Source organism: Pseudomonas sp. GW822-FHT04C11 (assembly GCF_058800905.1).
In genome coordinates, this window is sequence record NZ_JBXAMS010000006.1 from 259,791 (window position 1) to 273,218 (window position 13,428).

Here is a 13,428-nt window from a genome sequence, read left to right on the forward strand (position 1 = left end):
ACCAGATGACGTTCCCCTTGCCACTGCCCTGCCCCCGCGACCTGCCCGAGCTATTGGGCAGTTTGCAACTGATTACTCCGCTGCTCGATGCCATGCCCGGCGTGGTGTTCTTCATCAAGGACACCGCCGCCCGCTACGTGCTGATCAATCAGACCCTGGCCCAGCGCTGCGGCGCCAAAGAGCCCAACGCGCTTCTCGGCAAGACAGCTGAGCAGGTGTTTCCCTCGCACTTCGGCCCGCATTACACCGAGCAGGACCGGCGAGTACTGAGTGACGGCAGCCCGTTGAGCGATCAGCTGGAGTTGCACCTTTATCCCGGACGCGAACCTGGCTGGTGCCTGACCCACAAACTGGCACTGCGCGATACACAGGGGCGCATTATCGGCATGGCGGGGATTTCCTACGATCTGCTCGCCCCCCAGTCCAGTCATCCGGCTTACGAAAAACTCGCGGCGGTCGACGGGCATATCCGCGAGCACTACGCACAACACATTGCGCTCGGTGAGCTCACAGCCCTCAGCGGGTTTTCCGTGGCGCAACTGGAGCGCCTGTGCAAACGGATCTTCCAACTGACACCCCGGCAGATGATTCACAAGGCACGCTTGGGTGCAGCCACGCAACTGCTGTCGGGCGAACTGCCGATCACCGAGATCGCCCTGCGCTGCGGCTACACCGACCACAGCGCCTTCAGCCGCCAGTTCAAGGCGCTCACCGGCGTGTCCCCTTCGCAGTACCGCGACAACCATCGCTGACTGTTACCCGTTACTGCGCACCCCGCCAAACCCTGCTCCCTTTTGTGACACGACACCCGTCGTCGAGGCGTCCGTCTTTGCCGCGTATGTCCCTGGCCGGAATCTGCGTCGCTGGCGGCTGGCGTCTGTTTCGGGCCTTGCAGGCCGTCGAAGGTTTAACCCGATGTGGCTCGCGGTTTTTTGGCACATCCAGTGCATATCAAATATCGTATACGAAATTCTAAATACACATTTGATAAGAATTGCCCAACGCTCGACACCATCCGACAACGAGGCCCCTTATGAAAAATCCTGCACCCGCCGTCTTCATTACCGCCCTGCTGAGCAGCGCGTTCATCGCCCAGGCCCAGGCCGACAAACTCGACGACATCATCGAGTCCGGCAGCTTGCGTTGTGCGGTCACCCTGGACTTCCCGCCGATGGGTTTTCGCGATGAGAAGAACACCCCGGCCGGCTTCGATGTCGACTACTGCAATGACCTGGCAAAAACCCTCGGGGTCAAAGCCGAGATTGTCGAGACGCCGTTCCCTGACCGAATCCCGGCACTGGTTTCCGGCCGCGCTGACGTGATCGTCGCCTCCACCTCCGACACCCTGGAGCGGGCAAAGACCGTGGGCATGACCATTCCCTACTTCGCCTTCCAGATGGTGGTGCTGACCCGCAGCGACGCCGGGATCAAATCCTACGATGACCTCAAGGGCCACTCGGTGGGCGGACCGGCCGGCACGTTTGAAGCCATCGCACTGGAAAACGACGTGAAGAAATGGGCCAACGCCAAGGGCGCTTTCCATGCCTACCAGTCGCTGGCCGACGCGGTGCTTGCGCTGAGCCAGGGGCAGATCGACGCGACGACCGTGACCTCGACGGTCGCCTCGTCACTGATCAAGTCCGGCAAGTACAAAAACCTCAGCGTCGCCGGCACCGCACCGTATGACATCGACTACGTGTCGCTGGGCGCCAAGCGCAATGAGTTCGGCCTGATCAACTACCTGAACCTGTTCGTCAATCACCAGGTGCGCTCCGGGCGGTATCAGGAGTTGTTCGCGCAATGGGTCGGCGGCACCGCGCCACAGCTGACGGCCAGCGGCGTGTATCGCTAAGGACTGCATAGCCGAGGGGATGGGCTGGCCCTGAATGTCAGTCAAGTGCAGAACCTGTGGCGAGGGAGCTTGCTCCCGCTGGGGCGCGGAGCGGCCCTGAAAATGGGACTGCTACGCAGTCCAGCGGGAGCAAGCTCCCTCGCCACAGGTTCTGCGTTTAGCTGATAGATATTCAGGATAAACCCGGCCCCCAAACCAGTTGAAAACCAAGGAACTCCTTTGATGTTCGACTACACCTTCCATTGGCGCGCCGCCTTCCAGGCGTTGCCGGAAATGCTCGACGGCGCGCGGATCACTCTGGAAATCGCGGTGCTGTCGATGTTGGCCGGCACGCTGATCGCCATGTTCCTGGCCCTCGGCCAACTGTCCGACAAGCGCCTGTTGCGGGCGATGGCCGCCAGTTGGGTGTCGATTGCACGTAACACCCCAGCCCTGTTTCAGGTGTACATCCTGTACTTCGGCCTCGGCGCCTTTGGCATTCACATGGGCTCATGGCTGGCATTGCTGATCGGCATCACCTTCAACAACGCCGGCTACCTGGCGGAGACCTTTCGCGGCGGCCTCAACGCCGTGCCGGAAACCCAACTGCGCGCAGCCCGCTCACTGGGCATGAGCGCACCGAAGGCTTATCGGCTGGTGGTCCTGCCGCAATTGCTGCGCGTGGTGTTTTACCCGCTGACCAATCAAATGGTCTGGGCCTTGCTGATGACGTCACTGGGCGTGGTGGTCGGCCTGACCAGCGACCTGACCGGCGTGACCCAGGCGCTGAACGTGAAGACCTTTCGCACCTTCGAGTTCTTCGCCATCGCCGCCGTCCTCTACTTCGTCCTGGCCAAGCTGGTGGTGTTGATCGCCCGCCTGCTGGCCTGGCGTTTGTTTCGGTACTAGGAGGTCTGCATGTACACCTCAAGTTTTACCTCGGGCGACTTCCTCTACCTGCTGCAAGGTGCCGGCACCACGCTGTTGCTGACGTTCTGGGCGATGTTGATCGGCACGTTGCTGGGGGTCGCCTGTGGCCTGGTTCGGGCCTTGCTGCCGCGTGTGAGTCTGCCGCTGGCCTGGGTGCTGGACGTGTTTCGCAGCGTGCCGTTGCTGATCCAGTTTGTGCTGCTCAACTCGTTCAAGTCGATCGTCGGCCTGAACTGGAGCGCGTTCACCGTGGCCTGCGTGATCCTCGGCGCCTACTCCACCGCCTACTGCGCAGAAATCGTTCGCGGCGGCGTGCTCTCGGTGCCGTTGAGCACACGGCGAGCCGCCCGTTCGCTGGGCCTCAGTCACCGCCAGGACTTGCTGCACATTGTCCTGCCGATGGCCACGCGGGTGGCGTTTCCGGGCTGGATCAACCTGACACTGGCGGTCATGAAAGACACCTCGCTGGTGCTCTGGATCGGCATCGTCGAACTGCTGCGTGCTTCGCAAACCATCGTCACCCGGCTCCAGGAACCGTTGTTCGTCCTGGCCCTGGCCGGCCTTATCTACTACGTCATGAGCCTGGTGATCGCTCGTCTGGGTGCGCGGCTCGAACAGAGGTGGCAGGAAAATGATTGAGATCGAGAACGTGCGTAAATCCTTCGGCAACCTGGAAGTAGTCAAGGGTGTCGACCTGACCGTGAAAAAAGGCGAGGTGCTGTCGATCATCGGCGGCTCGGGCTCGGGCAAATCGACCTTGCTGATGTGCATCAACGGCCTGGAAGCCATTCAGGGCGGGCAGATCCGCGTCGACGGCACGCCGGTGCATGCCAGCGGCACCGACCTGAACAAGTTGCGGCAGAAAATCGGCATCGTCTTCCAGCAATGGAACGCCTTCCCGCACCTCACGGTGATGGAGAACGTGATGCTCGCCCCGCGCAAGGTGCTCGGCAAAAGCCGTCAGGAGGCTGAAGAAATCGCCGTGCGCCAACTGACCCACGTGGGCCTCGGCGACAAGCTCAAGGTGTTTCCGAGCAAGCTTTCCGGCGGTCAGCAACAGCGCATGGCGATTGCCCGGGCGCTGGCCATGTCGCCGGACTACATGCTGTTCGATGAAGCCACTTCAGCCCTCGACCCGCAACTGGTCGGTGAAGTGCTGGACACCATGCGCCTGCTCGCCGAGGAAGGCATGACCATGGTCCTGGTGACCCACGAAATCCGTTTCGCCCGGGATGTGTCGGACCGGGTGGCGTTCTTTCGCGACGGCAAGATCCACGAAATCGGTTCACCGGACCAGGTGATCGGTCAACCGCAACGTGCAGAAACCGCCGACTTCCTGAAGTCGGTGTTGTAACCCACAGTCAGGCCTCAGGAGACAGTCATGCGTTCGAGCAAGATCATTCATGTGGTGAGTTGCCACGCCGAAGGTGAAGTCGGTGACGTTATCGTCGGCGGCGTCGCACCACCGCCCGGCGCGACCCTGTGGGAGCAGTCGCGCTGGATTGCCGAGGACCAGACCCTGCGCAACTTCGTGCTGAACGAGCCGCGCGGCGGAGTCTTTCGTCACGTCAATCTGCTGGTGCCGTCCAAGAACCCGCTCGCCGACATGGCGTGGATCATCATGGAACCGGCTGATACGCCGCCGATGTCCGGTTCCAACTCGCTGTGCGTAGCCACGGTACTGCTCGACAGCGGCATTTTACCGATGACCGAACCGCTGACCCGGCTGGTGCTCGAAGCCCCCGGCGGCTTGATCGAAGTGACTGCCCAGTGTCGCAACGGCAAGGCCGAGCGGGTCGAGGTGCGGAATGTGGTGTCGTTTGCCGACAAGCTCGATGCCTGGATCGAAGTCGAAGGCCTCGGCTCACTGCAGGTCGATACTGCCTATGGCGGCGACAGCTTTGTAATCGTCGATGCCCAGCGCCTGGGCTTCTCGTTGACCGCCGATGAAGCGGCGGACCTGGTCGCCAGCGGTCTGAAGATCACTCAAGCGGCCAATGAACAATTGGGGTTCGTGCACCCGCTGAACCCGGACTGGGAGCATATTTCGTTCTGCCAGATCGCCGCACCGCTCGACCGCACCAACGGCGTGGCCAGTGCCGCCAATGCGGTGGTGATCCGCCCCGGCAAGATCGATCGCTCGCCCTGCGGCACCGGTTGCTCGGCGCGCATGGCGGTGCTGCACGCCAAAGGCCAACTGGCAGTGGGTGAAGTGTTCATCGGGCGTTCGATCATCGGTTCCGAGTTTCGTTGCCGGATCGACAGCACCAGCGAAATCGCCGGCCGTCCGGCCATTATCCCCTGCCTGTCCGGGCGCGCCTGGATCACCGGCACCCACCAGCATCTGCTCGACCCAAGCGATCCTTGGCCGGGCGGTTATCGACTGTCCGACACCTGGCCCGTCGACCTGACTATTTGAAACACCGTACCTGGCAAAACCCTTTGAACCCCACGGCACTTTCAGTGCTCAATTTAAACGTATACGAAATACTAAATAGTCATCATCGGAGGCAACATGAGCAAGCACGTTAACTGGAGCGGCGTTTTCCCTGCGGTCACTACCCAGTTCAACCCGGACTTTTCCATCGACTATGAAGGCACGCACAAGGTCATCAGCGGGCTGGTGCGTGACGGCGTGTCGGGGCTGGTGATCTGCGGCACCGTCGGCGAGAACACCTCGCTGAGCACCGAAGAAAAAATCAGCCTGGTGGAAGTCGCCAGGGACGCCGCCGCAGGTCGGGTGCCGGTGATCTCCGGTGTTGCCGAATTCACCAGCGCCAACGCCAGCAAGGTCGCCAAGGAAATCCAGCGCGTGGGCGCCGACGGCATCATGTTGATGCCGGCGCTGGTCTACTCCTCGAAGCCCTTCGAGACCGCCGCGCACTTTCGCAGCGTCGCCGCCAGCATCGACCTGCCGGTGATGGTCTACAACAACCCGCCGATCTACAAAAACGATGTCACCCCGGACATCCTGATCTCCCTGGCCGACTGCGACAACGTCGTCTGTTTCAAGGATTCCTCGGGCGATACCCGGCGCTTCATCGATGTGCGCAATGAAGTCGGCGACCGCTTTGTGCTGTTCGCCGGGCTCGATGACGTGGTGCTCGAAAGCATCGCCGTCGGTGCGGTGGGCTGGGTGTCCGGGATGTCCAACGCCTTCCCGAAAGAAGGCGAGACGCTGTTCCGCCTGGCCCGCGATGGCCGCTTCAAAGAGGCCATGCCGATCTACGAATGGTTCATGCCACTGCTGCACCTCGATGCCCGCCCGGACCTGGTGCAATGCATCAAGCTCTGTGAGGAACTGATGGGCCGCGGCACGGCGCTGACCCGTCCACCTCGCCTGGGTCTGCTTGACCACGAGCGCAGCGAGGTCGAGGCGCTGGTCAAGGCCGCGCTCGCCAACCGCCCGAGCTTGCCGGACGTCGGCCTGTAACCGCCCCTCCCCACTGCCGCGCTCGGCATCGAGCGCGGCCATGCCGAGCATTTTTTATGTCAGCCATTATCGGCCACAACTTTATCGGCTTCGGCCGCAGCGCCGCAGGTGATCAGGTTCTGCACAGCGTCGACGCCCACAGCGGTGAACTGCTGCCTTATGGCTTTAGCCAGGCCAGCACCGAGGAAGTCGACGACGCCGCCCACTTCGCTGCCAGGGCCTACCCGATTTATCGCAACCTGCCGGCCACGGTCCGCGCTGGTTTTCTCGAAACCATCGCCGAAGAAATTGACGCTCTGGGCGATGACTTCATCGCCATCGTCTGTCGCGAGACGGCTCTGCCCGCTGCGCGGACTCAGGGCGAACGGGCGCGAACCAGCGGCCAGTTGCGGCTGTTCGCCCGGGTGCTGCGTCAAGGCGACTTCCTCGGTGCGCGTATCGACCGCGCCCTGCCTGAGCGCCAACCTTTGCCACGGCCTGATGTGCGCCAGTGGCGCATCGGCCTGGGCCCGGTGGCGGTGTTCGGTGCGAGTAACTTTCCACTGGCGTTTTCCACCGCCGGTGGCGATACCGCCGCCGCCCTGGCCGCGGGTTGCCCGGTGGTGTTCAAGGCCCACAGCGGGCATATGGCAACCGCCGAGCTGGTGGCGGCAGCGATCATTCGCGCGGCACAGCGCAGTGGCATGCCTGAAGGCGTGTTCAACATGATTTATGGCGCGGGCGTCGGTGAGGCGCTGGTCAAACACCCGGCGATCCAGGCGGTGGGGTTCACCGGCTCGCTCAACGGTGGCCGGGGGCTGTGCGACATGGCCGCTGCAAGGCCGCAACCGATACCGGTGTTCGCCGAGATGTCGAGCATCAACCCGGTGCTGCTGCTACCCGCCGCCCTCGCGGCCCGCAGCGCAAGCATCGCCAGCGAATTGAGCGCTTCGATCGTGCTGGGGGGCGGCCAGTTCTGTACCAATCCGGGGTTGATCATCGGCCTGCACTCGACGGCGTTCAGCGCCTGCATCGAACAACTCACCGCGCAGATCAACGAAAAACCGCCACAAACCCTGCTCAACAGCGGTACCCGGCGTAGTTATGAAGGCGGCGTGCAGCGCTTGCTCAAGCATCCACGGGTGACGCGCTTGAGCGGCGCCTGCACGTCAGGCAATCAGGTGCAGCCGCAGTTGTTCAAGGCTGACGTCAGCCTGCTGCTTGAAGGGGATGAGGTGCTACAGGAGGAAGTGTTCGGTCCGGCCAGCATCGTGCTGGAGGTGGCCGACGAGCAAGAACTCAGGTTGGCGCTGTGTGCCTTGCACGGGCAACTGACCGCCACGCTGATCGCCGAACCGCAAGACCTTGCGCTGTGCGCGCAGCTGATACCGATCCTCGAACAGAAAGCCGGACGCCTGCTGCTCAACGGTTATCCGACCGGTGTCGAGGTGTGCGATGCAATGGTCCACGGCGGACCGTATCCGGCGACGTCGGATGCTCGCGGCACTTCGGTCGGCAGCCTGGCAATCGAGCGGTTCCTGCGACCGGTGTGCTATCAGAACTGTCCGGACAGGTTACTGCCGGACGCCCTGAAGAACGCCAACCCACTGGGAATTTTACGTCTGGTCGATGGGGTGAATACCCGCGAAGGGTTGGGTGACGAATAGACCTGATCTGCCTCGATACCAGTCACTCACAAGGCCTCTGAAGTGGACACAAATCCTGTGGCGAGGGAGCTTGCTCCCGCTGGATCGCGAAGCGGTCCCAAATAGGTGACTGCGTTTTATCAGGTAGAACGCATCAGCCAGTTTTACGACTGCTACGCCCGAACGCAGGCCGGCGGGAGCAAGCTCCCTCGCCACAGGTCGGCGCTTTTCGTCAGTCGAACTGCGCGCGCAGCCAGGCCTGATACTCGGTAACGCCAGGCTCGCCTTCGCGGGGAGCCCAATGCGCGTGTTCACCCTCGCCCACCGGACGATACGGGCCGGCCTTGCATTCGAACATCACGCTGTCTGCTTCGAGTACGACCAGACCGTGATAAACACCGGCCGGCAGGTCGATCCCCAGCGTATCGCCGCCGCACTCCAGGATTCGCTTGGCAATCACCTGGCCCGCGTCGTCGAAAAGCAGCACACCCAGACGGCCCTTGAGGACCAACAGGGTTTCAGCCTTGTCATCGCTCAAATGCCGATGTGGCGGAACGTACGTCGATGGCTGCAAGCCCACCGCCATACGGTGGCACGGCTCCTCCATCTGATGGAAGTTGTGATGCTGTCGGCCACGAGGATTGGCCGCAGCTTTCTCGGCCAGCTCGGTAAACAGTGCTTGATCGAGAAAGCTCGGCGCGGCCATGACTTACATTCCTTTGACGGCGTAGATCCCGGCGGCGTTGCGCCAGTAGCCTTTGTAGTCCATGCCGTAACCGAAGATGTAGCGGTCGATGCACGGCAGACCGACGAAATCGGCTTTCAGGTCCGGGCGAGCCTTGCGGTCGTGGTCTTTATCGATCAGTACGGCGGTGTGCACGGCGCGGGCGCCAGCATGTTTGCAGAAGTCGATGATCGCGCCCAGGGTGTGACCTTCGTCGAGGATGTCGTCGATGATCAGCACGTCACGGTCGATGAACGAGACTTCTGGCTTGGCCTTCCAGAACAGGTCGCCACCGCTGGTTTCGTTGCGATAGCGGGTAGCGTGCAGATAGGACGCTTCCAGCGGGAAATTCAGATGGGTCAGCAGTTTGCCGGAGAAAATCAGGCCGCCGTTCATCACGCAGAAGACCACCGGGTTGCTATCAGCCAGCTGATCGTTGATTTGCGCACCCACGCGGGCGATGGCCGCCTCGACTTCAGCTTCGGTGTACAGGCAGTCAGCCTCTCGCATGATTTGACGGATATGCTCGAGATCAGCGGACATGGTGCTCTCCAAGGGGTGGCGGATTCGGAAAAGCGAGCAAAGGTACGCATCCAGCCGGGTCAGATCAAGCGTTTCTGGACTAACGTACTGTATGTCTATAGGACAACACCCTCGGATAGATTAATCTAGGCCGGTTTTTTTGCCCGCCGCCGGAGCCTTTCCCCATGCCCATCCGTGAGATCCGCCATCCGCTGATCCGACACAAACTTGGCCTTATGCGCCGCGCCGACATTAGCACGAAGAATTTCCGCGAGCTCGCTCAGGAAGTCGGTGCCCTGCTGACCTACGAGGCGACCAAAGACCTGCCCCTTGAAACCTACGATATCGAAGGCTGGTGCGGCACCGTTTCGGTCGAGAAGATCGCCGGCAAGAAAATTACCGTGGTGCCGATCCTGCGCGCCGGCATCGGCATGCTTGAAGGCGTGCTCAGCCTGATCCCGGGCGCCAAAGTCAGCGCCGTGGGCGTGGCCCGCAATGAGGAAACCCTCGAAGCGCACACCTATCTGGAAAAACTGGTTCCGGAAATCGACGAACGCCTGGCAATGATCATCGACCCGATGCTCGCCACCGGAGGTTCGATGGTCGCCACCATCGACCTGCTGAAAAAGGCCGGTTGCAAGGACATCCGCGCGATGGTCCTGGTAGCCGCTCCTGAAGGCATCGCCGCGGTAGAGAAGGCTCACCCGGACGTGACCATCTACACCGCGTCCATTGATCAAAAACTGAACGAACACGGCTACATCATCCCGGGTCTGGGCGATGCCGGCGACAAGATCTTCGGCACCAAGCAGAAGGACGCGTGAGCATGCGGGATGAGTTCAACGACCCGCTCTGGCGCACAGTGCTGTCTGGTGCGCAGATGCTGTTCGTGGCGTTTGGCGCGTTGGTGTTGATGCCGCTGATTACCGGCCTCGACCCGAATGTCGCGCTGTTCACGGCGGGCCTCGGGACTCTGCTGTTCCAGGTGGTCACCGGGCGGCAAGTGCCGGTGTTCCTGGCGTCGAGCTTTGCCTTCATCACCCCGATCATTCTTGCCAAGGGCCAGTTCGGCCTCGCGGCGACCATGGGCGGGGTGATGGCGGCCGGTTTCGTTTATACCTTTCTCGGCGTGGCCGTGAAGATCAAGGGCACCGGTTTCATCGACCGTTTGTTGCCACCAGTGGTGATTGGCCCGGTGATCATCTCGATCGGCCTGGCAATGGCGCCGATTGCTGCGAACATGGCGATGGGCAAGGCCGGTGACGGTTCCGAACTGATTCACTACCAGACCGCCATGATGATCTCCATGCCGGCGCTGCTGACGACGCTGATCGTGGCGGTGTTCGGCAGAGGCATCTTCCGCCTGGTGCCGATCATCTCCGGCGTACTGGTCGGGTTTGCCATGGCGTTCTTCTTCGGCGTCGTCGACACCGCGAAGATTGCTGCCGCGCCGTGGTTTGCGTTGCCGCACTTCACCGCTCCGGAATTCAACTGGCAGGCGATTCTGTTTATCGTCCCGGTGGCGCTGGCCCCGGCCATCGAGCATATCGGCGGCGTGATCGCAGTCGGCAGCGTGACCGGACGTGATTACCTGAAGAAACCCGGCCTGCACCGCACGCTGTTTGGCGATGGCATCGCAACCACTGCCGCCGGCCTACTCGGCGGGCCACCTAACACCACGTACGCCGAAGTGACTGGCGCGGTGATGCTGACCAAGAACTACAACCCGAAAATCATGACCTGGGCGGCGATCTTTGCCATCAGCCTGGCGTTTATCGGCAAGTTCGGCGCACTGCTGCAAAGCATCCCGGTGCCCGTCATGGGCGGGATTCTTTGCCTGTTGTTCGGGTCGATTGCTGCGGTGGGCATGAATACCATGATCCGCCACAAGATCGATTTGGCTGAAGCGCGCAACCTGGTGATTGTCTCGGTCACGCTGGTGTTCGGGATTGGCGGCATGCTGGTCGGCACCGGTACCGGCGCGCAGGACTTCGGCCTCAAGGGCATCGCGCTATGCGCTGTCGTGGCGATCGCGCTGAACCTGATTCTGCCGGGCAATGACAGCTGGAAGCACAAGAAAGCGGATGAGCCGTTGCTTTAACGGCTTATACAGCCCCCTGTGGCGAGGGAGCTTGCTCCCGCTGGGTCGCGAAGCGACCCTAAAACCTGCAACCGCATATCTTCAGACATATCGCGTTTGCCGAATTTACGACTGCTTCGCAGCCGAGCGGGAGCAAGCTCCCTCGCCACATTACCGTTCGCCTACAACGCCAGCGGCGCTCTTTCACACAAGATGTTCAACGCCTGCGCCCACTGCGGGTCATCATTGAGACACGGCACCAGCACCAACTCCTCGCCGCCCGCCTCGCGGAACTGCTCGAGCCCACGGTCACCGATCTCTTCCAGGGTTTCGATGCAGTCGGCCACAAACGCCGGGCACATCACCAGAATCTTCTTCACACCTTGCTTGGCCAACGCGTCAAGACGCGCTTCGGTGTAGGGTTCGATCCATTTGGCGCGACCCAGCCGTGACTGGAACGACACCGACCATTTGCCGTCCGGCAAGCCCAAGCGCTCGGCAAATGCTGCCGCGGTACGCAGGCACTGACCGCGATAACAGGTTGCAACCACTTCCGGCGGCGCGCCGGCACAGCAATCACCGTCGCCCTCAAAGCTATGGCCCGGGTTGAGCTTCTTCAGGTGCCGCTCCGGCAAACCATGGAAGCTCAGCAGCAGATGATCGTAATCCTGCTCCAGGTACGGCCTGGCACTGGCCACCAGCGCATCGAGGTATTCCGGTTGATCGTAGAACGGCTGGAGAATCGAGAACTGCACATTCAGTTTTTTCTCGCGCACCACCCGCTTGGCCTCTTCAATCACCGTGGTCACGGTGCTGTCGGCGAACTGCGGATAAAGCGGTGCGAGGGTGACTTTTTTGATCCCTTGAGCAGCCATGCGGGTCAACACCGACTCAATCGACGGCTCGCCGTAACGCATGGCCAACTCGACCGGCCCTTGGGTCCACTGCGCGGTCATCGCTTGCTGCAAACGGCGACTGAGCACCACCAGCGGCGAACCTTCGTCCCACCAGATCGAGGCATAGGCGTGAGCCGATTGCTCAGGGCGCTTGATCAGAATCAGCGAGACCAGCAAACGTCGCACCGGCCATGGCAGGTCAATGACGTAAGGGTCCATCAGAAATTGATTGAGGTAGCTGCGCACGTCCGCCACCTGTGTGGAAGCGGGCGAACCCAAATTGACCAGGAGCAACGCGTGATCGGTCATGCAACGTCCTATTTCAAAGGCGGCTGGACACGTCGTCCAGGGCCGCACGCAAATCAGTGAAGCGGAATGTGAAACCCGCCGCCAGCAGGCGCGCCGGCGTCGCCCGCTGACCACCCAGCAGCAACAGTGACAACTCGCCAAGACCGACCTTCAGCACAAATGACGGCATCGGCATGAACGCCGGCCGGTGCAAAACGCCGGCGAGGGTCTTGGCGAACTCGCGATTGCGCACCGGTTTTGGCGCGCACGCATTATAAGGACCGCTGGCGTCTTTCTGATGCAAAAGAAAATCAATCAGGGCGATTTGATCGTCGATGTGAATCCAGGGCATCCACTGCCGACCATTACCGATCGGCCCGCCCAGCCCCAATTTGAACGGCAATAACAGCCGCGACAAAAAGCCGCCCTCCGCCGACAGCACCAACCCGGTACGCACCAGCACTACCCGAATCCCCAGCGTCTCGGCGCGCTGTGCGGTCTCCTCCCAGGCAATGCACAACTGGCTGGCGAAGTCTTCGCTGACCGGCGGCGATTTCTCGGTCAGCTCACGCTCACCGCCATCGCCGTACCAGCCGACTGCGGAGCCCGAAATCAACAACTGCGGTTTCTGCTCGAGGCTTTCAAGCCAGGCCAACAGGGTTTCGGTAAGCCTGATTCGACTGTTCCAGAGCAGCGCCTTGCGTCGATGAGTCCACAAGCGATCAGCAATCGGTGCACCCGCGAGATTGATCACCGCATCCACCGGACGTTGGCCAATGTCTTCCAGACGCCTGACGCCACGTACCTGCGTGCCGCACAATTTGGCGACTTGTTCGGGCCTGCGACTCCACACCGTCAGGCTATGGCCCTGGCTCAACCAGTGTCGGCAGAGTTGACGTCCTATCAAACCAGTACCGCCGGTCAGCAATATGTGCATGACATCTTCCTCGCGTGGCGTTTTACCCTGATCACTAGTCTATTTTTATAAGCAGGGATGTTTCGGATCTGGCAGGTTCTGTGTTTAACAATAGGCCAACCTGCCAGAACGAGAACGCTGAAAGTTATACCAGAAAACAATGTTGTATAGGTTTAACCTGCA

14 protein-coding genes are annotated in these 13,428 nt (G+C 61.4%); 10 read left to right on the top strand and 4 right to left on the bottom strand.

All coding sequences use genetic code 11. The features are described 5' to 3' along the window. The first annotated feature begins 5 nt into the window (after positions 1–5). The 8 genes from AC1RJ3_RS12725 to AC1RJ3_RS12760 all read left to right on the top strand — a co-directional run bounded on the left by AC1RJ3_RS12725 (position 6) and on the right by AC1RJ3_RS12760 (position 7,840). Positions 6–752 (top strand): AraC family transcriptional regulator, encoded by a 747-nt coding sequence (locus tag AC1RJ3_RS12725; protein ID WP_489112148.1) that lies wholly within the window; start codon positions 6–8, stop codon positions 750–752. 281 nt (positions 753–1,033) lie between these two features. Then, a complete protein-coding gene (locus AC1RJ3_RS12730) occupies positions 1,034–1,852 on the top strand; it encodes an ABC transporter substrate-binding protein (RefSeq protein ID WP_103318457.1) in 819 nt (272 codons plus the stop codon). 222 nt (positions 1,853–2,074) lie between these two features. Next, positions 2,075–2,740, top strand: coding sequence for an amino acid ABC transporter permease (locus AC1RJ3_RS12735; protein ID WP_054595642.1), 666 nt, complete (start codon positions 2,075–2,077; stop codon positions 2,738–2,740). Between the two features lie 9 nt (positions 2,741–2,749). After that, positions 2,750–3,400: an amino acid ABC transporter permease gene (locus tag AC1RJ3_RS12740; protein ID WP_054595641.1), complete on the top strand. Its 651-nt coding sequence runs from the start codon at positions 2,750–2,752 to the stop codon at positions 3,398–3,400. Then, entirely contained in the window at positions 3,393–4,115 is a 723-nt protein-coding gene (locus tag AC1RJ3_RS12745; RefSeq protein ID WP_347928915.1) for an amino acid ABC transporter ATP-binding protein, read from the top strand. The genes AC1RJ3_RS12740 and AC1RJ3_RS12745 overlap by 8 nt, the downstream gene beginning before the upstream one ends. A 27-nt stretch (positions 4,116–4,142) precedes the next feature. Next, complete coding sequence (locus AC1RJ3_RS12750; protein WP_347928914.1) at positions 4,143–5,180, top strand: trans-3-hydroxy-L-proline dehydratase; 1,038 nt, start codon at positions 4,143–4,145, stop codon at positions 5,178–5,180. 96 nt (positions 5,181–5,276) lie between these two features. Further along, positions 5,277–6,194, top strand: coding sequence for a dihydrodipicolinate synthase family protein (locus AC1RJ3_RS12755; protein WP_216741282.1), 918 nt, complete (start codon positions 5,277–5,279; stop codon positions 6,192–6,194). Positions 6,195–6,250: 56 nt separating this feature from the next. Continuing rightward, positions 6,251–7,840: an aldehyde dehydrogenase (NADP(+)) gene (locus AC1RJ3_RS12760; protein WP_493079218.1), complete on the top strand. Its 1,590-nt coding sequence runs from the start codon at positions 6,251–6,253 to the stop codon at positions 7,838–7,840. Between the two features lie 211 nt (positions 7,841–8,051). Here AC1RJ3_RS12760 and AC1RJ3_RS12765 read toward each other — a convergent pair whose 3' ends face one another. Together AC1RJ3_RS12765 and AC1RJ3_RS12770 are read right to left on the bottom strand one after the other, a co-directional pair. Continuing rightward, positions 8,052–8,525 carry a WbuC family cupin fold metalloprotein gene (locus AC1RJ3_RS12765; protein WP_493079219.1) on the bottom strand — a complete coding sequence of 158 codons (474 nt, stop codon included), beginning with the start codon at positions 8,523–8,525 and terminating at the stop codon, positions 8,052–8,054. Positions 8,526–8,528: 3 nt separating this feature from the next. Next, entirely contained in the window at positions 8,529–9,086 is a 558-nt protein-coding gene (locus AC1RJ3_RS12770; RefSeq protein ID WP_054595635.1) for a hypoxanthine-guanine phosphoribosyltransferase, read from the bottom strand. 164 nt (positions 9,087–9,250) lie between these two features. Here AC1RJ3_RS12770 and upp point away from each other — a divergent pair, with 164 nt between their 5' ends. Both upp and AC1RJ3_RS12780 read left to right on the top strand, forming a co-directional pair. Continuing rightward, complete coding sequence (gene upp / locus AC1RJ3_RS12775; protein ID WP_019693615.1) at positions 9,251–9,889, top strand: uracil phosphoribosyltransferase; 639 nt, start codon at positions 9,251–9,253, stop codon at positions 9,887–9,889. Between the two features lie 2 nt (positions 9,890–9,891). Beyond that, positions 9,892–11,166, top strand: a complete 1,275-nt coding sequence (locus tag AC1RJ3_RS12780; RefSeq protein ID WP_493079220.1) for a uracil-xanthine permease family protein — start codon at positions 9,892–9,894, stop codon at positions 11,164–11,166. Positions 11,167–11,327: 161 nt separating this feature from the next. Here the strand turns inward: AC1RJ3_RS12780 and hemH are convergent, their stop codons facing one another. Together hemH and AC1RJ3_RS12790 are read right to left on the bottom strand one after the other, a co-directional pair. Further along, entirely contained in the window at positions 11,328–12,350 is a 1,023-nt protein-coding gene (hemH, locus tag AC1RJ3_RS12785) for a ferrochelatase (protein ID WP_054595633.1), read from the bottom strand. A gap of 13 nt (positions 12,351–12,363) precedes the next feature. After that, a complete protein-coding gene (locus tag AC1RJ3_RS12790) occupies positions 12,364–13,266 on the bottom strand; it encodes a TIGR01777 family oxidoreductase (protein WP_493079221.1) in 903 nt (300 codons plus the stop codon). Between the last annotated feature and the right edge of the window lie 162 nt (positions 13,267–13,428).

Bases quoted from the DNA above. Each gene is read 5' to 3' on its own strand.
- AC1RJ3_RS12790 (WP_493079221.1), bottom strand. From the start codon at position 13,266: ATGCACATATTGCTGACCGGCGGTACTGGTTTGATAGGACGTCAACTC.
- AC1RJ3_RS12735 (WP_054595642.1), top strand. From the start codon at position 2,075: ATGTTCGACTACACCTTCCATTGGCGCGCCGCCTTCCAGGCGTTGCCG.
- AC1RJ3_RS12740 (WP_054595641.1), top strand. From the start codon at position 2,750: ATGTACACCTCAAGTTTTACCTCGGGCGACTTCCTCTACCTGCTGCAA.
- AC1RJ3_RS12765 (WP_493079219.1), bottom strand. From the start codon at position 8,525: ATGGCCGCGCCGAGCTTTCTCGATCAAGCACTGTTTACCGAGCTGGCC.
- AC1RJ3_RS12730 (WP_103318457.1), top strand. From the start codon at position 1,034: ATGAAAAATCCTGCACCCGCCGTCTTCATTACCGCCCTGCTGAGCAGC.
- AC1RJ3_RS12780 (WP_493079220.1), top strand. From the start codon at position 9,892: ATGCGGGATGAGTTCAACGACCCGCTCTGGCGCACAGTGCTGTCTGGT.
- AC1RJ3_RS12760 (WP_493079218.1), top strand. From the start codon at position 6,251: ATGTCAGCCATTATCGGCCACAACTTTATCGGCTTCGGCCGCAGCGCC.
- AC1RJ3_RS12750 (WP_347928914.1), top strand. From the start codon at position 4,143: ATGCGTTCGAGCAAGATCATTCATGTGGTGAGTTGCCACGCCGAAGGT.
- hemH (WP_054595633.1), bottom strand. From the start codon at position 12,350: ATGACCGATCACGCGTTGCTCCTGGTCAATTTGGGTTCGCCCGCTTCC.
- AC1RJ3_RS12745 (WP_347928915.1), top strand. From the start codon at position 3,393: ATGATTGAGATCGAGAACGTGCGTAAATCCTTCGGCAACCTGGAAGTA.
- upp (WP_019693615.1), top strand. From the start codon at position 9,251: ATGCCCATCCGTGAGATCCGCCATCCGCTGATCCGACACAAACTTGGC.
- AC1RJ3_RS12725 (WP_489112148.1), top strand. From the start codon at position 6: ATGACGTTCCCCTTGCCACTGCCCTGCCCCCGCGACCTGCCCGAGCTA.
- AC1RJ3_RS12770 (WP_054595635.1), bottom strand. From the start codon at position 9,086: ATGTCCGCTGATCTCGAGCATATCCGTCAAATCATGCGAGAGGCTGAC.
- AC1RJ3_RS12755 (WP_216741282.1), top strand. From the start codon at position 5,277: ATGAGCAAGCACGTTAACTGGAGCGGCGTTTTCCCTGCGGTCACTACC.